Below are 22,216 nucleotides of genomic sequence, written 5' to 3'. Positions count from 1 at the left end.
CGTCGCCCCACCCTTTTTGCTTTATCTTGTGCTTTTTGCTCAGGCGCCTATCAGCTGGCCGTTGGCGGAGCGGGCCTTTACGGTGGCCTGCAGAATTTCAAAGGCTACTTCGGCCATCTGGTTGTGGGTATCCAGGGTGGGGTTGATCTCCACCATTTCCCAGCACTGCACCTTGGGCTGCTTTACAAAGAGGCTGTTGAGCTCCAGGGCTTCCTCAACGGTGAGGCCACCCGGCACAGGGGTACCGGTGCCGCGGCTGATCTGCGGATCAAGACTATCCACATCAAAGGATACATAAATTACATCACAGGCCTGCAGGGCCTGCATGCTTTCTTCTACTATGCGGGCCGCTCCCTTGCTTCTGAGTTCCTCCACCTCAAAGTTGCGCATGCCGTAGCGCTCTACCAGGGCTCTTTCGGGAGCTTCCCGATCCCGCATGGAGATAAACACGATATCGGAGGGATTGATCTTTGGCCCGTTCAGGCCAATATTTTTGATGGCTTCCCACTCTGCAATCGTTTCCGCTCTGGGGTCATTAATAGCACACTCCAGGTTGTCTAATCCCGCTACCATAGCCAGGGGCATGCCATGCATATTGCCCGAGGGGGTGGTAAAGGGGGTGTGCAAGTCGGCATGGGCATCAATCCAGATCACCCCCAGGCGCATGGCAGGCAGGGCAGCCTTAATGCCGCACATGGTGCCGGCGGCCGTAGAGTGGTCGCCGCCCAGCACTACCGGAAAGTAGCCTTCGGTAAGGGTATCGGTTACTGCCTGGCAGGTGCGCTCCAGCATTTGCCTAACCTGGGGGATGCGTTTTGCGTAAGGATTTACGACATCGTCAAATAACGTATCGTTGATAGTAGGAACGGCCAGGCAGGGATACTTCTTAAAAAATTGGGACCCTTTGTTTAACGAGGCCGTCTTTAGGGCGCCAATGCCCAGACTCGCCCCCCTTGTCCCCGCTGCCAGCTCAGAGGCTACCTCTATGAATTTTATCTTTCCCATATTGTATTAGCCAGTATTTTATTGAAATTTTAGGACGTTTACATCATCACAGGACCAAACCAGACGAATGAGAAGTTATTCTGATCTGATTCATCAGACATTTTATTTCCCCACAGAAGAATTCCGGGTAGAAAACGGAGAGTTGTTTTTTAACGAGGTACCCCTCATGGAGATCATCCAGCAGTATGGCACCCCCATGAAGATCACTTACCTACCCAAAATCAGCAGGAACATCCAGCAGGCCAAGAGCTTGTTTGCAAAAGCGATCCAGAAGCATAACTATCAGGGACAATACACATACTGCTATTGCACCAAGTCTTCCCATTTCAGCTTTGTAGTAGAAGAGGCCCTAAAGAACAACATTCATCTGGAGACCTCTTCCTCTTTTGATATGCCCATTATTAAAAGGCTCTACGAACGCGGGAAGATAGACAAAGATACAATAATTGTCTGTAATGGGTATAAAAGAGAGCGCTATAGCCAGTACATTTCTGAGTTTTTGAACGAGGGTTTCCGCAATTGCATCCCGGTGCTGGACAATATGATGGAAATTAACTACCTGGAAAAGCATGTGAACGTACCCTATAAGGTGGGCATACGCGTAGCCGCCGATGAGGAGCCAAACTTTGACTTCTACACCTCCCGCCTGGGGGTGCGCTACAACGATGTGATCCCCTTCTACAAAGAGGTGATCAGCAACAGCTCCAAGGCCAGCCTCAAGATGCTGCATTACTTTATTAATACCGGCATTAAGGATACAGTCTACTACTGGAGTGAGCTGAGCAAGTTTGTGCAGATGTACTGTGACCTGAAGAAGATCTGTCCCGAACTGGATACCATTGACATCGGGGGCGGCTTTCCCATTAAAACCTCCCTGCACTTTGACTATAACTATGAGTACATGATTGATCAGATCGTGTTCAACATACAGGAGATGTGCCGGGAAAACGGGGTGCCCGAGCCCCACATCATTACCGAATTCGGCAGCTATACCGTGGGCGAAAGCGGGGCTACCATCTACTCGGTTATTGGCCAGAAACTGCAAAACGACAAGGAGCTCTGGTATATGATCGATGGCTCGTTTATTACCCAGCTGCCCGATGTGTGGGGACTGAACCAGAAGTTTCTGATGCTGGCCGTAAACCAGTGGAACAACCGCTTTCAGAAAGTAAACCTGGGCGGGCTTACCTGCGACAGCCAGGATTTCTACAACTCCGAAGCGCACACCTCGGAGGTGTACCTGCCCAAAATTGAAGATGGCCAGACGCTCTATATGGGCATGTTCCATACAGGCGCCTACCAGGAGAGCCTGGGAGGCTTTGGCGGCATACAGCACTGCCTGATCCCGGCGCCGCAGCACATCATCATTAACCGTGATGAAGCTGGCAACATCACGCATGAACTGTTCTCTACCGAGCAGGACAGCGAGAGCATGATGCAGATCCTGGGTTATACCCGCTAATAGCTGCTACCGCAAAACGAAAGCCACCCCCTCGGGTGGCTTTTTTTTGCTCATGCCAGCCAGCCTACTTGGAGCTGTCTTTCAGCCGTAAAAACTCCCGGTAATGAAAGCGGGAACGCGGTATGCGGTAGTTCACAAAAAAGCCCAGGGTAGCGTAGCTGTCTGAGCCCCTGCTGTTGGCATAGGTGGTGTTGTCTACTCCATCCAGCTGATCGCTGCTGGTAAAGCGGTAGGCGACCTCGGCCCCCATTGAAAAGAAATTGCTGAGCCGAAAATCCACCCCCAGCCCCACGGGCACCACCAGGGCCAGCTGGCTGGCATCCCGATCGGCCAGCAGAGAAGTCTCTGTTGAGAGATGTACCGGATCAAAGTAAGCAACCCCTACCCCCAGCAGGCCATAATAATTCCAGCGCCGCAGGTATTCATCATAATCCCGCTGCGGAAAAAGGCTGTGTTTTATAGCAAATACCCCCTCCAGCAGGTTGGATCGAAAACCGGGAATAGGGAGATCCCCCCGGGCAGTTTCGCTCTTCTGCCGCAGGTAGCTGGCCCTGAACAACACATCAATATAATGGCTAGCCTTGTACCCAAGGCCCAGGGATAGCATGGGGCTCAAAAAGTGGTTTTGCTCATCCAGATTGCCAATGCTGCTTACGGTACCATTAAAGGCATTCAGGCCCACGCCAAAGCTAGCACTGTAGTTGCTGATCTGCGGATGGGCATAGCGGGTCATGTACCTGACTTCTCTGGCTGGCTGGGCCAGGCTGGCAAACGATACTCCAAACAGGAGCAAAAGAAATGAATAGCGCATGGCTATAAGATCGTGTGAAAAAATAAATACCAGTTAGCTATACGGGTAGCACCCCCTAAGGATGCAAATAAGCACAGGAACGCTAGAAATCGAAAGCGTCCCGGACCCGGCACAGGCATAGAATTCATTCTTTTTACTATTTTTGACCCATTAGCCCAGCCAAACCGTGTCGGATAGCCTTGTCATCATACCCACCTACAATGAGATTGAAAACATCGAGGCGATGGTACGGCGGGTATTTACCCTGCCCCACCCCTTTAACCTGCTCATTATTGATGATAACTCGCCCGATGGCACTGCCGATCGGGTAAAGCAGCTGCAGCAGGAGTTTCCAAAGCGGCTTTTTCTGCTGGAGCGGCCTGGCAAACTGGGCCTGGGCACCGCCTACATCCTGGGCTTTCGCTGGGCGCTGGAGCGGCATTATGAGTACATCTTTGAGATGGATGCCGATTTTAGCCATAACCCCCTGGACCTGCTGCGGCTGTATGACGCCTGCGCCCGCGAGGGCTACGACCTGGCCATTGGCTCCCGCTATGTAAAGGGGGTAAATGTGGTCAACTGGCCTATGTCCCGGGTACTGATGTCCTATTTTGCCTCCCACTATGTGCGCTTTATTACGGGCCTGCCCATCCACGACAGTACGGCCGGCTTTAAGTGCTACTGCCGCAGCGTGCTTAGCGCCATTGACCTGGAAAAAGTGCGCTTTGTAGGCTATGCCTTTCAGATTGAGATGAAGTTTACGGCCTGGAAGTGGGGCTTCCGCATCAAGGAGGTGCCCATCATCTTTACCGACCGCGATAAAGGCGCCAGCAAAATGTCGCGAAACATCTTTAAGGAAGCGGTCTTCGGCATCATCTATATGAAGATCAAGTCCTTTTTCAGAAGCTACCAGCCCAGCGAGGGCTAAGCGAACGCTTATGGCCTGCCCGGCTTCCGCTTAATCGAACTTGATGGCCTTGATGGGTTGAATACGGGAGATAATGGCTGAAGGGATCAGCAGGATCAGCATCACCAGCACAAAAATGAGCAGGTTAAGGCCAATGATCATGGGCCAGTCCCAGAGAATGGGCACTGTATCCATGTAGTAATTTTCTTTATCAAGCGGTATTAGCTTAAACTGCTGCTGAATAACGCCAAAGCCCAGCGCTATAATATTGCCCCAGAGCATGCCCTTAAGCACCAGCAGCATGCCATTGGTAATGAAAATGCGCCGCAGCTGTCCGTGCGTTGCACCCAGGGCCATAAGGGTGCCAATCATGGGGGTACGCTCCATGATCAGGATCAGCAGAATGGACACCATGTTAAAGCAGGCTACAAACAGGATCAGCCCCAGAAAGATCACCACATTCTTGTTTAGCAGGTTGAGCCACTCAAAGATCTGAATGTTTCGGTCGGTTACCTTTTCTACAAAGTATCCCCAATTGGTCAGCTCAAAGAGCTCCTCCTGGGCCTGATCAAGCGTATTAAAATCTTTTAGAAAAACCTCAAATCCCCCGGCCAGGGTATCCGTCCAGTTATTGAGCTGGCGTACCAGCCGGATATCGCCCATGATCAGGCTCTGGTCAAAATCTTCCATGCCTGTGCTGTAAATACCGGCTACCGTAAGGCGCCTGAAGCGGGGCGGATTCTGCACAAAGTACATGATCACATCCTGGCCAACGGAGAGGCGCAGCTGGTCGGCAATGTTCTGGCTGATGATCACCTCGGTAGAGGGGGCCGTATCAGAAGAGGCCGGTATGCTTCCCTCCAGCATGTTGGGCCGAAAACGCTCCCAGTGGTAGCGCTCATCTACCCCTTTCAGCAATACGCCCAGTACCTCATCCTGCGTTTTAAGCAGGCCGGGCTTGTAGGCAACGGGCTGTACATGCTCAAGGAGGGGGTAGTTTTCGGGCTGCTGATAAAAATCAAAGTTGGTGGAGATGGGATTTTCGGCATACATATTGCCGAAGCTGTAGCGGGTTACTTGCAGATGACCGCTAAAACTCACTACTTTGTCGGTGATGGTCTGCTGAAAGCCTCTAAGGATCAGGAACGAAACGATCATCACCGCCAACCCCAGGCCTATGCTCGCCACGGCAATGTTGTGAATAACCGCAGAGAAGGAGCGGCTACTGGCTTTGTGGATACGGTTGGAAATAAAGTAGGGTAAATTCAAGCCCGGAGCAGTTTATCAGATGGAAGGTTCAAAAGGCACAATGATGCAGCAAATAGAATTGTTTGGCAAATTTTGGAGATTATTTCTGCGGGGCAGCCACCTGCGGGGCATCCTCATGCGGGGCATCCACCTGCGGGGCAGCCTTACTCCCCTACGCAGCAGCCTGCTGCTCACTGCCCTTTTGCCAGGCATGGCCCTGGCCTCCTGTTCTACTAACGCACCAAAGGCTGGCACCGCTACACCAGATTCTGTATTTGTAGAAATTGAGGCTCCGCAAGAGCCGCAGGCTGCACCGGCCCTCCTGCTGGGCGCCGAGCGTAAGGACCTCTATCTGCCCCTGCTCCGGGGCAAACGCATTGGCCTTATTGTAAACCACACTTCGCTGGTGCCCCAGCCCGGGGGCGAGGCCCTGCACCTGGTAGATCTGCTACTGAAAGAAGGCCTGCAGGTAAAGAAAGTATTTGCCCCGGAACATGGCTTCAGGGGCACGGCCGATGCCGGTGAGAAGATCCTGAGCGGTACTGATGCCCAAACCGGCCTGCCCGTGGTATCGCTCTATGGCAACAACAAAAAACCCAGCCCCGAGCAGCTGCAGGATGTAGATGTGCTGGTGTTTGACATACAGGATGTGGGCGCCCGCTTTTATACCTACATCAGCACCATGCACTATACCATGGAAGCCGCTGCCGAGCAGGGCAAGCAGATGGTGGTACTGGACCGCCCCAACCCCAATGGCCATATCATTGACGGGCCGGTACTGGATCCCAGGTTTCGCTCTTTTGTGGGCATGCATCCCATACCGGTTGTGCACGGGCTTACAGTAGGCGAGCTGGCCCAGATGATCAATGGCGAAGGCTGGCTGGCCGGTGAGAAAAAAGCCAGCCTGACGGTAGTGCCGCTGCAGGGGTATACGCACAGCACTCCCTATGTGCTGCCGGTGCGCCCCTCGCCTAACCTGCCCAATCAGCAATCTATTTACCTCTACCCCAGTTTGTGCCTGTTTGAGGGCACCCCCATTAGCCTGGGGCGGGGCACTCCCTTTCCCTTTCAGGTGATCGGCTACCCGATAAGAAATTTGGCGAGTTCAGCTTTACCCCTACCTCAGTGCCCGGTGCCACCAACCCACCTCTTAAGGACCGCCAATGCTGGGGGCTGGACCTGCGCTACATCACGCCCCCCAAGCGTTTCGATATTGGGTTTGTGATGCTGTATTATAAGCTCTTTGAGCAAAAGGATGCTTTCTTTCAGAAATTCTTTCACACCCTGGCCGGCACCGATGTACTGGCCCGCCAGATCCGGGAGGGGCTTACCGAAGAGCAGATCCGCAGCAGCTGGCAGGAAGAGCTGGATGATTACAAGGCCTTGCGCCTGAACTACCTCCTCTATCCCGATGCCGACTAGGGGACAAGTGTTTAGCACCCCCCGCCTGCTGGTGCGCAGGCTTAGCCTGGCCGACATGCCCCTCTACGCCGCGCTGGAGGGCAATGCGGAGGTCATGCGCTACGTTACGGGCAGGCCCCGCAGCTTTACCGAAAGCCGGGACCGCCTGCTCTGCTTTATCAGGGAGTATGCCACCAACCCACCCCATGTTGGTCTGTGGGCTGTAGTTGAAAAAGCTAGCGGGCTCTACATTGGCACGGCCTCTATCAACCCCCTGCCCAACAGCACACTCTACCAGATCGGTTATAAGCTGCATCCCGGCGCACAGGGCAAGGGGTATGCCACCGAATTGGCCTGCCAGCTGCTAAAACAGGGATTTTTCAGGGCCCTACTGCCCAGGCTGGCCGCTGTAACCCATCCCGCCAACCTGGCCTCCCAGCGGGTATTGTGTAAAGCAGGGCTGCAGCGAGAGGGCTTCCATTTTGCCTATGGCGAAAACCTGCACTTCTTCAGCCTGGATAAGCAGCAATATGTTGAGCGTTTGCAAAAAAGGGGCTAGTTTTACCTAAATCATTTTTTGCATGGATCTTCGCATTGTGTTTATAGGTACGCCCGAATTTGCCGTACCCAGCCTGCAGCTGCTGGTAGAACAGGGGTTCTCGGTGGTAGGGGTAGTTACCGCCCCCGATAAGCCTAAGGGCAGGGGCCAGAAGGTAATTCCCTCCCCAGTTAAAGAATATGCCCTCAGCCAGGGCCTGCACGTCCTGCAACCCACTAACCTTAAATCTCTCCAATTTCTGGAAGAGCTGCGCAGCCTGCAGGCCAACCTGCAGATAGTTGTGGCCTTCCGGATGCTGCCCGAAGCCGTTTGGGCCATGCCCGTAAAGGGCACCTTTAACCTGCATGCCTCCCTGCTGCCCCAATACCGCGGCGCAGCCCCCATCAACTGGGCCCTGATCAATGGCGAAACGGAAACCGGCGTAACCACCTTTTTCCTGAAACACGAGATTGATACCGGCAGCATTATTTTTCAGGAGCGGGAAGAGATTCGCCTGGACGATGATGCCGGCAGCCTCTATACCCGTCTGATGCAGAAGGGGTCCTGGCTGGTGCTACGTACGGTGCAGGCCATTGCCGCCAATACTGTGGTGGCACAGCCGCAGCCCGAAAGCGCTGCGCTGAAACACGCGCCCAAGATCTTTAAGGAAACCTGCCAGATCAACTGGCAGCTGCCTGCCGGGCAGCTCTACAATTTTGTACGAGGCCTAAGCCCCTATCCCGCCGCCTGGACAGAGCTGCAGGGCAAAAACCTGAAAATCTATAAAGCTACCCTCACCGGCAAACCCGCCCCTGACAAAAACCCGGGCGAATGGCTAAGCGATGGCAGGCATCTCTACTGTAAAGCCGCTGATGAGCTGCTACAGATCGAGGAGCTGCAACTGGAAGGCAAGCGCCGCATGAGTACCGAAGAATTTTTAAGAGGATTTCACCTATGATACGCTCCATCATTGTAGCCCGGGCCGATAACCGGGTAATTGGTAAAGACAATGGCCTTATCTGGCACATGCCCCACGATCTGCGCTTTTTTAAGGAAACTACCAGCGGCCATTATGTGATCATGGGGCGCAAAAGCTATGAATCCCTTAACAAGCCCCTGCCCGGCCGGCTAAACATCATAGTTACCCGCAACCGGGGCTATTTTAAGGAGAATTGCCTGGTCATGAATAGTCTGGAGGCCGCCCTTGAGCTGGCAGCCCAACAGCAGCAGCAGGAGGTATTTATCCTGGGCGGCGGCGAAATTTACCAGCAGGCGCTGGATAAGGGGCTTGTCGACCGCATTTACCTGACTGAGATCAAGGAGAGTTTTGAGGGAGACACCTACTTTCCCGAGCTCCAGCCCGGCCAGTGGACCGAAACCCATCGGGAGGAATACACCGCCGATGCCCAAAACCCCCATGACTATGCCTTTGTTCGGCTGGAACGAAGCTAGTCCCTATTTTTTCTTAGCGGCCTGACAGAACTATAAAGGGGAAAATATACCTGCACCTGCGGCTAATCCCCTTTATTTTATAGATTGACCCACCATCGGTACTGCACCTGCACACCAGCCAGTATTGTAGCTGGTATTAAACAGTCATTCCCCAGCCTATCATCAGTATCCCTACCCGCTCATGTGCAGCTGAGAGGTAGAAACTGGTGGCATTTTGCCAGAGAGCCGGAGCTGGCCTCATCTTATAGTCCTGCCGTTAGGGAATGTCAAGGCCGGGCGCCCCACTTCTGGCGCTATAAGCCACTGGTCTTCTCCCGATTACCGTCTTCTTTATAAAGGCGCTCTGCAGGTAGCTGTCAATTCTGCACTGTTTTTATCCCATGTGCCATTATATGCGCTTCTCGTCCAGTACTGGAAGACCGGCAGCTTATTTTCATTCTATTTTTTTGCAGGGAAAACCTCCATGGCGCCTTTTCTGCCCGTTTAGGGTCGTCGCTTGTCTCCTACCTTTAGGAGGTGGCGATGTAATAAATCAGCCCTTCTTTTTAAATCACCATTCATGGAGTGGCGCACTACTCATACCTTACACCCCCCATTAGTGGCATAAAATTGCTGAATAAGAAAAAAAGCTAGCTTTGGTTCACCCCTCGTACACTCAGCCATTATTTAAAATGTACAAGAAGCACCAAATCCTCTTTTTTCTTCTTTTGCTCTGTCCGTTTCTGCTTGTGGCGCAGCCGGCTAAAAAGAAACCGCAATATGAGCCGGGTGTAGTTGTATTCAAGCTTAAGGAGGGCTACAGCAGCTCCACTGATTCTCCCGATGCTCGAAAAGGCGCCGCCACCCCTTCACAGGGTGCTGCCGAACGGATGAAGCAGCTTGCCGGCGCACGTGCCCTAGCCGCTCCCTTTTTGAAACCCGCCACGGCGAAAAAAGGTGGCCAGGCCCAGCGCCATACAAAATCGGTACTGGATGGCATCTATCAGATGGAACTGCCCGAGGGTCTTTCAGTAGAAGAGGTAGTTGCCCTGTTGAAACTGCAGCCCGAGGTCCAGTATGCCGAGCCCTACTACCTGCCCGAGTTACTGGAAACCCCCAACGATCCCAACTTCGGCAGTCAGTCGCACTTGCCCATTATCAAAGCTCCTGAAGCCTGGGCCATTCAAAAAGGTAGCCGGGACATTATAATCGGAATCTTAGATACAGGAGTTGATTTCAACCACCCCGACCTGCAGGACAACCTGCACTATAACCTGAACGAAATCCCCAATAATGGCATTGATGATGATGGCGACGGTTTTATCGACAACTACCGCGGCTGGGACTTTGCCAACAACGACAACAACCCTCAAGCTGACCAAAACGGGCACGGCACCCTTGTGACGGGCGTGGCTGCAGCCTCAACCAATAACAGCACAGGCGTAGCGGGAGCGGGCTATAATACCCGCTACATGCCCATCAAGGTATTCAGCAGCAAAGACGGGCGTTTTATCAGAGGCTATGAAGCCATTGCCTATGCGGCTGACATGGGTTGCCAGATCATCAACCTCAGCTGGGGGTCACCTGCCCTGCGCTCCGATTTTGTACAGGATATCATTAACTATGCCGTTCTGGAGAAGGATGCGGTAGTGGTAGCCGCTGCCGGTAATGAAAAACGGGAAGTAGACTATTACCCGGCCTCGTATACTAACGTACTATCCGTTACCTCCAGCGACTCCAGGCAAGCAACACGGGATTATAAATTCGACGGACACTCCTGGAGCCGCTTTGTTGACCTAAGCGCACCGGGCAATCTTGTGTACGCCACCAGCAATGGTGGAAACTACGGAAGTAGTGGCGGCACTTCATTTGCTTCCCCCCAGGTTGCCGCCGCCGCCGCCCTGATCCGGGCCCAGTACCCCGAGCTTAGCGCCCTGCAGGTAATGGAACGCCTGCGCCGCAGCACCGATGATATCTCCGCCATTGGCAATAACGCACAGTTTGCCCGGCGCATTGGCACCGGACGCCTGAACATGCAAAAGGCGCTGGCGCCTGAAGTGGGCCCTTCTATCCGGATGGATAAGTTCTACTATGACAATGGGTTTGGCGCCTATGCCTTCCATAACGACACGCTGGAGTTGTGGATCGATGTCACCAACTATCTTGACCCTTCAGCCCCTGCTACCGTTACCTTGGTGTCAGAATCCCCTTATGCCACTGTACTGCAAAGTACATCTGCGCTATCGGCCCTGGGCACCCTTGCCAGCGCTTCTACCAAAGCCGCTCCATTCCGCATTGTTTTAAGCCCTAACCTGCCAGCCCTGGCCATGCTGTCCTTTCGCCTTGATTTTGACTCCGGAAGCTATAGCGATTACCAGTACTTTGACCTTCGCTCCAGCGGAGAATACATTGACGTTACCGTAAATGACCTTACCCTTACCGTTGCCTCTAACGGCAACCTGGGCTACAATTACGATTACAACCTGCAGGGTCTGGGGCTGCGCTATCAAAACTCCCCCCTTGCGCACAACATGGGGCTGCTCATTGGCCAGAAGGCAAATGCCATGGCCAATAACATGATCTTTTACAATGTGCCGGCCATTCGGGATCAGGACTATAAGATCCAGGACCGCCTGCGGCTTTATGCCCGCTCCAAAGCCGATATCGATGCCCGCTCTTCCTTCCGCACGGTTGTACAGGACAGTGTACGCCTCAACCTGCAGATAGACCAGAAAATACTAGGCTGGAAAGACCCCTCCGTAGCTGCCCTGGTGCTTGAGTACCGGGTGATCAACCGCTCCGACTCAGCTTATGAGAACCTGCACGTAGCCCTCTTTTCAGACTTCAACATCAAGCAGTTTTACCTGAACCGTGCCGACTGGAATGCCGACTACCAACTTGGTTACACCTACGACGACAGCAAGAATCTGTATACAGGGGTAGCCCTGCTCACCAACCAGCAAATGCTCTACCACGCCATTGATCTGAATACACGCGAAGGCAATACTGCTGACCTGGGCGCCATTATCAGCCGCAGGGAAAAATTTGGATTCATTAGTCAGGGCATTCATAAAACCGGGGCAGGCACAGCCGGAAAGGGCAATGACGTAGCCCAGGTAATTGGGGGGTCCATTGCCAACCTGCTTCCCTATAGTGCCCAAAATGTAGCCTTTGCCTTTGTTACGGCCAGTACACTGGAGGAACTAAAGGCCGCCACTCTTAAGGCAAAAGAGCAGTACCTGAACTACCGCAGCACCCCTCCGCTTATTGCCCACGTAACGGCCTGCGCAGGCCAGCGTGTGGAAATCACCCCACGGGAGGGAACCCGCTACCGCTTCTTTGCCGATCTTGAGGCCACCGATTTCATTGCTGAGGCCGAAACTCTCCTGTTGCCGGCCATGAGCCAAAACAAAACCATCTATGCCGCCAGCATGGAAAATGGCTGGGCAGGTGAACTGCAGCGCATTGAGATCGAGTATGCTGAGCCTACGGTAAATTTCAGCATGTCGGGCGATAAGCTTACACTTAATGCGGGTCTGGATGAAAGGATTCAGTTCTTTGGGGAAAGCGAAGAAGCCACCAGCTGGCTTTGGGACTTTGGCAACGGTTTCCAGAGTACCTTTAAAGAGCCGGTGATGCAGTACACCAAAGCCGGCACCTATCAGGTACGCCTCACCATTACCACTGCAGCTGGCTGCACCGCTACCTTAGCCAAAACCCTTACGGTGATTCGGCTGGAAGACGCACCCCTGGCCGCTGATCAGACCGTATGTGCTGGTGAGAAAGCCTTGATCGAAGACAGCACCGGCAAACCTATAAATGTGTATGCTGATGAGGCGCTAAGCGAACTGCTTTACAGCGGCCTTTCTTTTGAGAGCGATCCGCTCACCACAACCACCCGCTTTTACCTGACTACCGGCCAGGGAGACACCGAAAGCCTGAGCAGCGCCATCACACTTTATGTGCCGCAAAACCTCTCCCTGTTTGAGCTGGCTGAAGAAGAAGTTGCCTTTGATCCGGAAAGCCCTGTTTTCTTTACCAGTACCAGTACAGAGGCAGTTCGCTGGGAGTGGAACTTCGGCGACGGAACCAGCAGCGATCTGCAAAACCCAAGCCATGCGTATGCCGAAGCCGGCACCTACACCATCACCCTTACGGCCTATAGCGCCGGCGGCTGTATGGATGTAACAGAACAAACCCTGGTGCTCACCGCGCCGCAGGGCATCCTGAATAAGCCACATGCGCTCAGGCTACAGCTATACCCCAACCCTACGCCCGATCAGGCAACCATTACCCTACCCGCCAGCCTGCGGCCTGGCGCCAGGTTGCTGGTACTGGATGCCAGCGGACGTGTGGTGCAGCAGCAGCCAGTACCAGTTCAGGGCCAGCTGCTGTTGAGCCTGGAACAGCAGCCCGCTGGCATCTACCTAGTTCGGCTTATGGATGGCAGCACCGTATGGCAAAGCCGCCTGATGCGCCAGTAAGAGTGCACGTATCTATAATCTTCATCATAAACTACACTAAAGCAAAAAAACCGGCACTTGCCGGTTTTTTTCTTGTTAGAAGGGTTATTGTCTGGAAAACACGCGCCGCAGCAACTCTGTGGTGCGGGCTACCGGGTTCTCTCTGATATTGCGCTCTTCTTCGGCAATCAGCAGAAACAAGCCCTCTATGGCCCGGTCGGTGGCATACGACTCCAGGTTGGGATCTACCCGCTGCACCCCAGGAATTCGGTTATAGGTATTCACCAGGTCGCCATAATAGCGGGTGGCATTCACCTCCTGCAGGGCGCTGGACATAATGGGCTGAAAGCGGCTCTTCAGCTCCGGGCTGGTGGTGCGGATCAGGTACTGGGTGGCGGCATCCTGCTCCCCCCGGAGAATATTCCAGGCATCCTGAATGGTCATGGCCTTAATGGCATTGATGAATACCGGCTTGGCTTCAGCGGCTGCCCGCTCGGCGCCCCGGTTGAGGGTAAGCACAAAGCGGTCTACCTCACTGCCGAGCCCCAGCTGGCGCAGGCGCTGCTCTACCCGCTGCACATCAGGCGGAAAGGGGATCCGGAGCTTGGGATTTCCCCAATAGCCATCTTCCTGCGAGGCTTGCTGTGCCCCTTTATCGGCGCCAATGGCCAGGGCTTCTTTTAGCCCCAGCGCTACTTCATTGGCAGAAACCCCCTGCTCTCCAGTAGATCCTCCCAACACGCCATCCAGCGTCTGGTTAATTTGCGAGGTGGTACAGGCCGCTGTACCAAAAAGCAGGCATGCGCCTGTGCCAAGGGTTATCAGTACGTTCTTCATAGTCAATTTTATGGTGATGGAACAAATAAGCTACCGTATGGTTATATTCCGGCAAAAATACAGACTGCAAAAGTAGGACCAAATTTTATGGGATTACCCTCTGCCGAGATCATTACCATAGGCGATGAGCTTTTATATGGCCAGATCGTCGATACCAATTCACAGTGGATCAGCCAGCACCTGGGCCTCTCGGGCTTTCGGGTAGTGCGGCGCACCTCCGTGGGCGATGTGCGGGAAGATATACTGGCTGCCCTTGCCGCAGCCGAGCAGCGGGCCGAGCTGATCCTGATCACCGGGGGCCTGGGCCCCACAGCCGATGACCTCACCCGCCCAGTACTGGCCGAGTACATGGGCTGCGGCCTGAGCCTGCATGAAGAAACGCTTGAAAACATTCGCCGGCTGTTTGAAAAAAGAGGTTTTGCCCTAAGCGAGCGTAACCGGCTGCAGGCCATGCTGCCCGAGAGTTGCCTGCCCATTACCAACCACTGGGGCACCGCTGCCGGCATGTGGTTTGAGCGGGGAAGCAAGGTGTATGTGGCCCTGCCGGGTGTGCCCTATGAAATGAAAAACCTGATGGAGCACAGCCTGCTGCCCCGCCTGAAGCAGCATTTCAAAACCCAGGCGCTGTACCACCGCACCCTTAAAACGTCCGGCATTGGCGAATCCTGGCTGGCCGACGAGATCCGGGACTGGGAGGAACAACTACCCCCTCATATCAAACTGGCCTACCTGCCCCACCTGGGCATGGTAGACCTCAGGCTTACGGCCAGCGGTGAGGCGCTTGAGCCCCTTCAGCAGGAGGTACAGCAGCAGATTGACCTTCTTTATCCCAGGATCAAAAAATGGGTGTATGGCTTTGATACCGATACCCTGGCTTCTTCTCTGGGTGAGCTTTTAAAAGAAAAAGGCTATACCCTGGCAACGGCCGAAAGCTGTACCGGAGGCTTTGTTTCCTACACCCTCACCTCGGTACCGGGCAGTTCGGCCTACTTCTTGGGTAGCGTAGTAGCCTATGAAAACGCCATAAAGGAACTGGAGCTGGGCGTGCAGGCCGATACCCTGCGGCAGTATGGTGCCGTAAGTGAAGCTACCGTAACCGAAATGGCCCAGGGGGTTCGCCAGCGCATGGGGGCCGATATAGGCCTGGCCAGCAGTGGCATAGCCGGGCCCGGAGGCGGCACCGCCGAAAAACCTGTGGGGCTGGTCTGGATTGCCGTGGCTACCCCAACCGGCAGCCGTAGCCGCAAGCTGCAGCTTAGCCAGGACCGGGACCTGAACATTCGCCTCTCAACGGCTCACCTGCTGCACCTGCTTCGCCAAACTTTGACTGAAAACGATTGAGAAAGCAGCGGAAAATATTATTTTTGTAGAAGCGGGCTACCTGATCAGCACTTGAAAACAGAAGCTTATTTGCTTCATTCAGGCTAAACAAGGGCGTTTTCGCAATTTTTTCAACCCAATACCAAATTAAATTTTAACCCCCGGGGTTTTAACAACTTTACACATGGCAAGAGTAGAAATGGTGATGCCCAAGATGGGCGAAAGCATCATGGAAGGCACAATCCTCTCCTGGTTAAAAAAAGAAGGAGACTCCATTGAGCAGGACGAGTCCGTACTGGAAGTAGCTACCGACAAAGTAGATAAAGAAGTTCCCGCTACCCATGGGGGTATACTGGAGAAGATTCTGGCCAAGGAGGGAGAGGTGATACAGGTAGGCGCCCCCATTGCCATCATCAATACCAACGGGAGCAGCGATGCTCCGGCTACTGCCAGTGCATCATCGTCAAGCGATGCAGCCCCAGCCGCCCAGCCCGCAGCCCCGGCAGCCCCTGCCGCACAGGCCCCCGCAGCTGAAAAACCGGCCGGTGATCGTTTTTACTCCCCGCTGGTGCTCAACATTGCCCGCCAGGAGGGCATTGGCATGCAGGAGCTGGAAGACCTGCCCGGTACCGGCAAAGAAGGCCGTGTGACCAAAAAAGATATTCTGGCTTATGTAGAGAACCGCAGCACCCAGCCGCAGCAGGCCGCTCCTCAGGCAGCAATACCCAGCCCACAGCCAGGCCCTGCTGCTCAGCCACAGGCAGCCGCGGCGCCAAAGGTAAGTGTATCCATCGGCGCCAACGACGAGATCATCGAAATGGACCGCATGCGCCGCATGATTGCCGAGCGCATGGTAGACTCCAAGCGCATTGCCCCACATGTTACCTCTTTTGTGGAAGCCGATGTGACCAACATTGTAATGTGGCGCAACCGCATGAAGAATGAGTTTAAAAGACGGGAGGGTGGCAACCTTACCTTTACCCCCATCTTCATTGAAGCAGTGGTACGCGCCATTAAGGATTACCCCATGATCAATGTATCGGTAGATGGCACCAACATCATCAAGCGTAAAGACATTAACATAGGCATGGCGGTAGCCCTGCCCAGTGGCAATCTTATTGTGCCGGTCATTCATAACGCAGATCAGCTAAACCTTACAGGCATCTCCAATAAGGTAAATGACCTGGCCAAGCGGGCCCGGGAAAACAAGCTGAAACCCGATGAACTCTCAGGCGGCACCTACACCATCTCTAATGTGGGCTCTTTTGGTAATGTAATGGGTACCCCCATTATCATGCAGCCGCAGGTGGGCATATTGGCCCTGGGCGCTATTCAGAAAAAACCTGCGGTGATCGAAACCGAATTTGGTGATGTGATTGCCATCCGTCACAAGATGTTTCTGTCACACTCCTACGACCACCGCGTGGTAGACGGCTCGCTGGGCGGCATGTTTGTGCGCCGCGTGGCCGATTACCTGGAGCGCTTCGATATGTCGCGCAGCATCTAATAATACAAACGTTCTATTTATCAGGAAGCTCTGGCAACACCAGAGCTTCTTTTGTTATTTACCTGCCCCTTTTTCCCCCGATCAGAGAACCCGCTAATACTTAAGAGCTTTGCAACAAAGTTGCTATCAGAAAATTAATTACCCTTTAATCTAATCTAAACCTACATCTATAGAGGAGCTTCTGAAAAAACAATATTTTTGTATTTATTGTACGCTAGTCTGTAGACTTCATGAAACGCCTGTGCCTGTTAGCGGTTTTTGTGTTAGGGACATTCCTGTCGCAGGCATCTCCTGTTGACAGCCTGCAGAAGGCCCTCAAATTTGCGCCCAACGATAGCGTACGGCTGCTCCTGCTCGATGAACTCACCCACCAGGCATCACAGTTCAACCCTCACCTCTCGCTGGAGTATGCTCACCAGACCATACACCTGGCAGAAAAGCTCAATCACCGCAAAATAAAGCGGCAGGGCCTGCATGCCCTGGGCCTGAACCATTACCGCCTGGGCAACTATGACAAAACCCTGGATTACTTCCGGCAGGTACTGCGCATGTTTGAGGAAGATGGGGACCAGAAGGGGATAGCCCGCCTGCATAACAACATAGGCATCCTGTACGACGAGCTGAACCAGCACGAAAAAGCCCTCTCCTATTACTACAAGGCCCTGGAGGTAAAGCGCACCATTGGCGATAGTACCGATGTGGCCAGCACCCTGTGCAACATTGGCTTTGCCTATCAGAATATGGGGCTGCCAGATAAAGCCCATGCCCACCTGATGCAGGCCCTGCAGATTGACCTGGATGCGGATAACAAAGAGGGTCTGATCTACACCTACCAAAACCTGGGCAAGCTCTATGCCAGCCTTAACAAGAACGACTCGGCCCTCTATTATTACCAAAGCAGCCTTGCCCTGCTGGATGAGCACGGGAGTGAATATGAGCAGTCTGAAGTACTGCTGAGCATCGGCAACATTCACCTGAAGCGAAATCTGCCCAGACAGGCCCGGCAGGCCTACGAGCAGGCGCTCTCACACGCCATTGCCATTCGGGCGCGCAAGGTGGTAAAAGACTGCTACCATGGGCTGGCTATGGCCTATCAAAAGGAAGAAAACTGGCGCCAGTCGCTGCACTATTTTCAGGAATTTGAAAACCTGAAAGATTCCATCTTCAACGAAGAAAACATTCAGAAGATCAGCGAGATCGAATCCAGCTACCTGGTGCAGCGGCGCGAAAAAGAGATCGAGCTCCTGCGCAAGGATGCCCGCATTCAGGAGCTGAACCTCTCGCGCAATCAGATGATCAGCTACTACCTCTACAGTGGCCTGTTTCTGCTCTTTCTGATGATCCTGTTTTTGTACCAGCAGTACAAAAGCAAAAATTCCAGCAATACCCTGCTCAAGCAGCACAATAAAGAAATTGCCAGCCGCAATACCGAAATTACCGATAGCATCCGCTATGCCAAGACCATACAGGAAGCGCTTCTGCCCCAGGAGGCCAACCTGCTGCATGTGTTCCCAAAATCGTTTCTGTACTGTGAGGCACGGGATATCTTGAATGGTGATTTCTTCTGGATCCACGAACAGAACGATCTGGTGGTATGGGCAGTGGTGGATTGTACCGGCCATGGGGTGCCCGGAGCGCTCATGACCATTCTGGCCAATAACCTGCTAAACCAGATTGTAAAGGAAAGAGGTATTATGGAGCCGGCCCACATCCTGGCCGAGCTCAACCGCAGCCTGCAGCACAACCTGCAAAAAGACCTGAAAGAAGACCTGCCCCACAGTATGGATCTGGGCATTTGCCTCTATGGGCGCAACAGCGGACAACTGCTGTTTGCCGGCTCCCGCCGCTCCCTCTATACCCTTGAGGGAGGAGAGCTAAAGATTTACCAGACCCCTAACCCCATGATTGGCAGCCCTTCTGAATATGAGATGGGCTTTCGGCAGCTTACCCTGCACCCTGCACCGGGCAGCTGTCTGTACCTGTTTACCGATGGCATTACCGACCAGTTTGGCGGGCCCAACAACAAAAAATTTCTGCATAACCGCCTGCAGGAAGTGCTGCGTACCATGTGCGGAAAGGGGGCCTATCAACAAAAAGAAGAAATTGCCCGGGCACTGGCCGACTGGCGCCAGCAGGAAGAACAAACAGACGATATGCTCCTGATGGGCATTTGCCTGCCCGAGGCCTGAGCCTACCACCCTGCCAGTAACCTCCTGCTTATTCTTCTCCCCTACTCCAGTTATCGGCGAGGCTGCGGATGGCGCTGTAAATGCGCTCCAGTTCTGCAGGAGAGATCACATAGGGGGGGCATCAGATAGACCACATTGCCCAGGGGCCGCAGCAGGATGTCCCGATCCAGAAAAAACTGGTAAATCTGGTTTCGGCGGGCATTGAAATAGGACGTAGATTCTCCCGTAACCAACTCCAGCGCCAAAATGGTACCGCACTGCCGCACCTTTTCTACAGAAGGGTGCCGGGCTATCTCACTGGCAAAAGCAGCATGGGACCGGGCAATTGCCTGGCGTTGCTGCGTGCAGCTATCTGATAAGCTAAGCTCCAGACTGGCCAGGGCTGCAGCGCAGGCCAGGGGGTTGGCCGTGTAGGAATGGCCATGGTAAAAGGTTTTGTCCGGATTGGCATCCCTGAAAGCCTGAGCTACTGCAGCCGTACAGGCAGTAAGTCCCAGTGGCATAAAACCGCCTGTAAGCCCTTTGCTTAGGCAAATGAGATCCGGGCTGCGCTGTGCCAACTGCTGGCAGGCAAAAAGGGAACCTGTGCGGCCAAAACCTGTCATAACCTCATCGGCAATACACAGGACCCCAGCTGTCTGGGCAATAGTAAACAGTTCATCCAGGACAGCCGCCGGGTACATGCGCATGCCCCCCGCTCCCTGTAGCAGGGGCTCCACGATGACGGCTGCCACATCTCCCCTGCCGACCAGCCGGCGCAGGGCTTCCAGGCAGGCTTCTTCCTGCCCTGCTTCCGGAAAAGGAATGAATTCTACATCAAACAGGTGTTGCTCAAAGGGGCGGTTAAAACTCCCCCTCCCCCCCACGGCCATAGCACCAAAGGTATCGCCATGGTAGGCCCCTTCAAGGGCAATGAGCGTTTGGCGTGGCTCGTTACGGTTGTGCCAGTACTGCAGGGCCATTTTAAGCGCTACCTCAACTGCCGTGCTGCCGTTATCGCTAAAAAAGAGCAGTTCCTGCCGCCCGGGCAGCTGGGGCAGGAGCTGCTCAGCCAGCGCTACGGCGGCCGGATGGGTAAAGCCGGCAAAGATCACCTGCTCCAGCCGGTGGGCCTGGGCTGCGATAGCCCCGGCTATGTGCGGGTGGGCATGCCCATGCAGATTTACCCACCAGGAAGAAATCCCATCCAGGATCTGCCGCCCCTCGGCGGTTTTCAGCCATACCCCCTTCCCTTCTACAATGGGGATCACCGGCAGCGCTGAGGCCAGTGAGGTAAAGGGGTGCCAGATGTGCTGCTGGTCCCGGCGCTGTAAATCAGCCGAGCTGTGTGCGGAGTGTTGCTGCATACTGTTCTAATAAGTGGGGGGTGAGCTGCTCATGCTGGTCTATACTCAATAGTTTTTTGTAGCCCGTATGGTGCAGGATGATCTGTTCGCTTTCCGGATTGGGCGTACCGTTAAAGATAATTCCCCTTACCGGGTAGCCACGCTGCTGCAGGAGCTGCCAGCTTAGGAGGGTATGATTAATGCTGCCCAGGTAGAGATTGGCCACCAGCACAACCTCTGCCCCAAAGTGGGGCACCAGGTCTATGATAAATTCCCGATCGTTGAGCGGTACCAGCATACCCCCCGCTCCTTCTATCACCAGGGAGGCATCGGTAGCGGGTAGCTGCAGAGAGCGGGCGTCCAGCTGCACCCCTTCGGCCCTGGCAGCCGCATGGGGCGAGGCGGGCAATTGCAAAAAGTAAGCCTCCGGGTGCACCCGGGTCTGCGGGTTCAACTGGCGGATGGTGGCAGCATCGGCCGGAATACCGCACTGGATCGGCTTCCAGTACTCGGCACCCAGTGCCCGGCACAGCAGGGCACTTACCAGGGTTTTGCCACTGTCGGTGCCAATGGCAGTTACAAAATAGGGTCTCATAGATGAAGTTGACTAAGGGTGTCAACCAGCCCTTCCAGTTCGGGCTGGCTATTGAAACTGTGCAGGCAGATCCGGAGCCGCTCCTGCCCTGACGGCACCGTGGGCGACAGGATGGGCCAAACGCCATACCCCTTTGCCTGTACCTGCCGGGCCGCCCCTACTGCCTGCTCACTGCCGGGCACCAGCAGCGCCTGTATGGGACCCCGGGCTGGCAGTAGGTTGCGGCTCAGCTGCGGCGCTTTCTCCTGCATCAGCCAGCGAAACAGGCCCACCTGTCTGAAAAGCTGCTCAGCCAGCTGGGGCTGCTGCTGCCGAAAGCGCACGGCTTCCCGGATGGATACTATGGCATGGGGGGGCAGCGCCGTGGTATAAATAAACGTGCGGGAGAAATTTATCAGGTAGCGGATCAGCAGCGCTGAGCCGGCCACACAGGCCCCATGCACCCCCATGGCCTTGCCAAAGGTATGGATACGGGCCAGCACATCGCCAGCAACCCCCTGTGCCAGGCAGCTGCCGGCGCCATCGAGCCCCCAAAGGCCTGTGCTGTGGGCTTCATCTACTATGAGGCCGGCGCCTCTTTCCCGGCACAGCTGTGCCAGCGCTGCAAGGGGAGCTTCATCGCCATCCATGGAATAGACAGACTCCACCACCACAAAGCAGGGGCCGCTTGTCCTGGCCAGTTTGCTCCTGAGATGGTCCAGATCATTGTGCCGAAAAGAAAACCGATTGGCCGAGCTAAGGCGACAACCATCCTTGATACAGGCATGCGAAAGCTCATCGTACAGCACCGTGTCGCCTCGCTGCAGCAGGGCTGACAGCACGCCCTGGTTGGCCGCATAGCCGGAGGTGTACAGCAGGCAGGCCTGGGCCTGAAAATAGTGGGCCAGCTCGCTCTCTACCGCCTCAGTAAGGGGGGCATTGCCGCTAATGAGGCGGGAGCCGGTGGCTCCATGTTGCTGCACCTCCTGCCCGGCAGCGGTAGCAATACGCTCGGCTAATTTTTTATTTCGGGCCAGCCCCAGGTAATCATTCGAATAAAAATCAGCTACAGCAAGCTCCTGTGGCAATTTGCGGAGCTGCTGATGCAGGGCTCTTTTCTGAAGCTGCTGCTCAAGCCTGGCGATAATTTGCTGCATAGACTACAAACTTAGTCCCGCTTTGCACAGAATGGCAAGTTTTTTGTAACAAGCCTGTTTAT

The 22,216-nt window shown here is 54.4% G+C and carries 16 protein-coding genes and 1 pseudogene; 10 read left to right on the top strand and 7 right to left on the bottom strand.

What is annotated here, in order from left to right; translation table 11 throughout:
• Positions 1-39: 39 nt before the first annotated feature.
• The gene (locus ADICEAN_RS00475; protein ID WP_009193516.1) at positions 40-1,005 is read right to left on the bottom strand and encodes an arginase; all 966 of its coding nucleotides are present in this window, start codon (positions 1,003-1,005) and stop codon (positions 40-42) included.
• 67 nt (positions 1,006-1,072) lie between these two features.
• Here ADICEAN_RS00475 and ADICEAN_RS00470 point away from each other — a divergent pair, with 67 nt between their 5' ends.
• On the top strand, positions 1,073-2,467 hold the full coding sequence (locus ADICEAN_RS00470; protein WP_009193515.1) for a type III PLP-dependent enzyme domain-containing protein: 1,395 nt from the start codon (positions 1,073-1,075) through the stop codon (positions 2,465-2,467).
• A 64-nt stretch (positions 2,468-2,531) separates the two neighbouring features.
• Here the strand turns inward: ADICEAN_RS00470 and ADICEAN_RS00465 are convergent, their stop codons facing one another.
• The gene (locus ADICEAN_RS00465) at positions 2,532-3,278 is read right to left on the bottom strand and encodes a DUF6089 family protein (RefSeq protein ID WP_009193514.1); all 747 of its coding nucleotides are present in this window, start codon (positions 3,276-3,278) and stop codon (positions 2,532-2,534) included.
• Between the two features lie 166 nt (positions 3,279-3,444).
• Here ADICEAN_RS00465 and ADICEAN_RS00460 point away from each other — a divergent pair, with 166 nt between their 5' ends.
• Positions 3,445-4,185, top strand: coding sequence for a polyprenol monophosphomannose synthase (locus ADICEAN_RS00460; protein WP_009193513.1), 741 nt, complete (start codon positions 3,445-3,447; stop codon positions 4,183-4,185).
• Between the two features lie 30 nt (positions 4,186-4,215).
• Here ADICEAN_RS00460 and ADICEAN_RS00455 read toward each other — a convergent pair whose 3' ends face one another.
• Positions 4,216-5,433, bottom strand: coding sequence for an ABC transporter permease (locus ADICEAN_RS00455; RefSeq protein ID WP_009193512.1), 1,218 nt, complete (start codon positions 5,431-5,433; stop codon positions 4,216-4,218).
• A 19-nt stretch (positions 5,434-5,452) separates the two neighbouring features.
• On the opposite strand from ADICEAN_RS00455, the pseudogene ADICEAN_RS00450 reads away from it, so the two are divergent.
• From ADICEAN_RS00450 to ADICEAN_RS20755, 5 genes and pseudogenes are all read left to right on the top strand, one after another.
• Positions 5,453-6,834, top strand: a pseudogene (locus ADICEAN_RS00450) (exo-beta-N-acetylmuramidase NamZ family protein).
• Positions 6,824-7,372: a GNAT family N-acetyltransferase gene (locus tag ADICEAN_RS00445; protein WP_009193509.1), complete on the top strand. Its 549-nt coding sequence runs from the start codon at positions 6,824-6,826 to the stop codon at positions 7,370-7,372. Before ADICEAN_RS00450 ends, ADICEAN_RS00445 begins: the two are co-directional and overlap by 11 nt.
• Before the next feature lie 22 nt (positions 7,373-7,394).
• Positions 7,395-8,309, top strand: coding sequence for a methionyl-tRNA formyltransferase (gene fmt / locus ADICEAN_RS00440; RefSeq protein WP_009193508.1), 915 nt, complete (start codon positions 7,395-7,397; stop codon positions 8,307-8,309).
• The gene (locus ADICEAN_RS00435; protein ID WP_009193507.1) at positions 8,306-8,803 is read left to right on the top strand and encodes a dihydrofolate reductase; all 498 of its coding nucleotides are present in this window, start codon (positions 8,306-8,308) and stop codon (positions 8,801-8,803) included. The genes fmt and ADICEAN_RS00435 overlap by 4 nt, the downstream gene beginning before the upstream one ends.
• A gap of 671 nt (positions 8,804-9,474) precedes the next feature.
• Positions 9,475-13,266, top strand: coding sequence for a S8 family serine peptidase (locus ADICEAN_RS20755; RefSeq protein WP_009193506.1), 3,792 nt, complete (start codon positions 9,475-9,477; stop codon positions 13,264-13,266).
• Positions 13,267-13,350: 84 nt separating this feature from the next.
• Here ADICEAN_RS20755 and ADICEAN_RS00425 read toward each other — a convergent pair whose 3' ends face one another.
• Entirely contained in the window at positions 13,351-14,082 is a 732-nt protein-coding gene (locus tag ADICEAN_RS00425) for a DUF4197 domain-containing protein (RefSeq protein ID WP_009193505.1), read from the bottom strand.
• An 87-nt stretch (positions 14,083-14,169) separates the two neighbouring features.
• Between ADICEAN_RS00425 and ADICEAN_RS00420 the strand changes: the two genes are divergently transcribed.
• From ADICEAN_RS00420 to ADICEAN_RS00410, 3 genes are all read left to right on the top strand, one after another.
• Positions 14,170-15,423, top strand: coding sequence for a competence/damage-inducible protein A (locus ADICEAN_RS00420; protein ID WP_009193504.1), 1,254 nt, complete (start codon positions 14,170-14,172; stop codon positions 15,421-15,423).
• Between the two features lie 163 nt (positions 15,424-15,586).
• Complete coding sequence (locus tag ADICEAN_RS00415; protein ID WP_009193503.1) at positions 15,587-16,909, top strand: dihydrolipoamide acetyltransferase family protein; 1,323 nt, start codon at positions 15,587-15,589, stop codon at positions 16,907-16,909.
• Between the two features lie 230 nt (positions 16,910-17,139).
• Entirely contained in the window at positions 17,140-19,098 is a 1,959-nt protein-coding gene (locus ADICEAN_RS00410) for a tetratricopeptide repeat protein (protein WP_009193502.1), read from the top strand.
• A gap of 50 nt (positions 19,099-19,148) precedes the next feature.
• Here ADICEAN_RS00410 and bioA read toward each other — a convergent pair whose 3' ends face one another.
• Genes bioA through ADICEAN_RS00395 form a run of 3 tightly spaced genes read right to left on the bottom strand, consistent with a single transcriptional unit; the run spans position 19,149 to position 22,154 of the window.
• Positions 19,149-20,444: an adenosylmethionine--8-amino-7-oxononanoate transaminase gene (bioA, locus tag ADICEAN_RS00405; RefSeq protein ID WP_009193501.1), complete on the bottom strand. Its 1,296-nt coding sequence runs from the start codon at positions 20,442-20,444 to the stop codon at positions 19,149-19,151.
• Positions 20,413-21,018 carry a dethiobiotin synthase gene (gene bioD, locus ADICEAN_RS00400; protein WP_009193500.1) on the bottom strand — a complete coding sequence of 202 codons (606 nt, stop codon included), beginning with the start codon at positions 21,016-21,018 and terminating at the stop codon, positions 20,413-20,415. Before bioD ends, bioA begins: the two co-directional genes overlap by 32 nt.
• Positions 21,015-22,154: an aminotransferase class I/II-fold pyridoxal phosphate-dependent enzyme gene (locus tag ADICEAN_RS00395; protein WP_009193499.1), complete on the bottom strand. Its 1,140-nt coding sequence runs from the start codon at positions 22,152-22,154 to the stop codon at positions 21,015-21,017. The genes bioD and ADICEAN_RS00395 overlap by 4 nt, the downstream gene beginning before the upstream one ends.
• Between the last annotated feature and the right edge of the window lie 62 nt (positions 22,155-22,216).

The organism is Cesiribacter andamanensis AMV16, assembly GCF_000348925.1.
Taxonomy (GTDB): Bacteria; Bacteroidota; Bacteroidia; order Cytophagales; family Cyclobacteriaceae; genus Cesiribacter; species Cesiribacter andamanensis.
Note: the sequence above shows the minus strand (reverse complement) of the source record. Positions and strands in the feature narration are given on the sequence as shown.

Bases quoted from the DNA above. Each gene is read 5' to 3' on its own strand.
- ADICEAN_RS00475 (WP_009193516.1), bottom strand. From the start codon at position 1,005: ATGGGAAAGATAAAATTCATAGAGGTAGCCTCTGAGCTGGCAGCGGGG.
- ADICEAN_RS00470 (WP_009193515.1), top strand. From the start codon at position 1,073: ATGAGAAGTTATTCTGATCTGATTCATCAGACATTTTATTTCCCCACA.
- ADICEAN_RS00465 (WP_009193514.1), bottom strand. From the start codon at position 3,278: ATGCGCTATTCATTTCTTTTGCTCCTGTTTGGAGTATCGTTTGCCAGC.
- ADICEAN_RS00445 (WP_009193509.1), top strand. From the start codon at position 6,824: ATGCCGACTAGGGGACAAGTGTTTAGCACCCCCCGCCTGCTGGTGCGC.
- fmt (WP_009193508.1), top strand. From the start codon at position 7,395: ATGGATCTTCGCATTGTGTTTATAGGTACGCCCGAATTTGCCGTACCC.
- ADICEAN_RS00435 (WP_009193507.1), top strand. From the start codon at position 8,306: ATGATACGCTCCATCATTGTAGCCCGGGCCGATAACCGGGTAATTGGT.
- ADICEAN_RS20755 (WP_009193506.1), top strand. From the start codon at position 9,475: ATGTACAAGAAGCACCAAATCCTCTTTTTTCTTCTTTTGCTCTGTCCG.
- ADICEAN_RS00425 (WP_009193505.1), bottom strand. From the start codon at position 14,082: ATGAAGAACGTACTGATAACCCTTGGCACAGGCGCATGCCTGCTTTTT.
- ADICEAN_RS00420 (WP_009193504.1), top strand. From the start codon at position 14,170: ATGGGATTACCCTCTGCCGAGATCATTACCATAGGCGATGAGCTTTTA.
- ADICEAN_RS00415 (WP_009193503.1), top strand. From the start codon at position 15,587: ATGGCAAGAGTAGAAATGGTGATGCCCAAGATGGGCGAAAGCATCATG.
- ADICEAN_RS00410 (WP_009193502.1), top strand. From the start codon at position 17,140: ATGAAACGCCTGTGCCTGTTAGCGGTTTTTGTGTTAGGGACATTCCTG.
- bioA (WP_009193501.1), bottom strand. From the start codon at position 20,444: ATGCAGCAACACTCCGCACACAGCTCGGCTGATTTACAGCGCCGGGAC.
- bioD (WP_009193500.1), bottom strand. From the start codon at position 21,018: ATGAGACCCTATTTTGTAACTGCCATTGGCACCGACAGTGGCAAAACC.
- ADICEAN_RS00395 (WP_009193499.1), bottom strand. From the start codon at position 22,154: ATGCAGCAAATTATCGCCAGGCTTGAGCAGCAGCTTCAGAAAAGAGCC.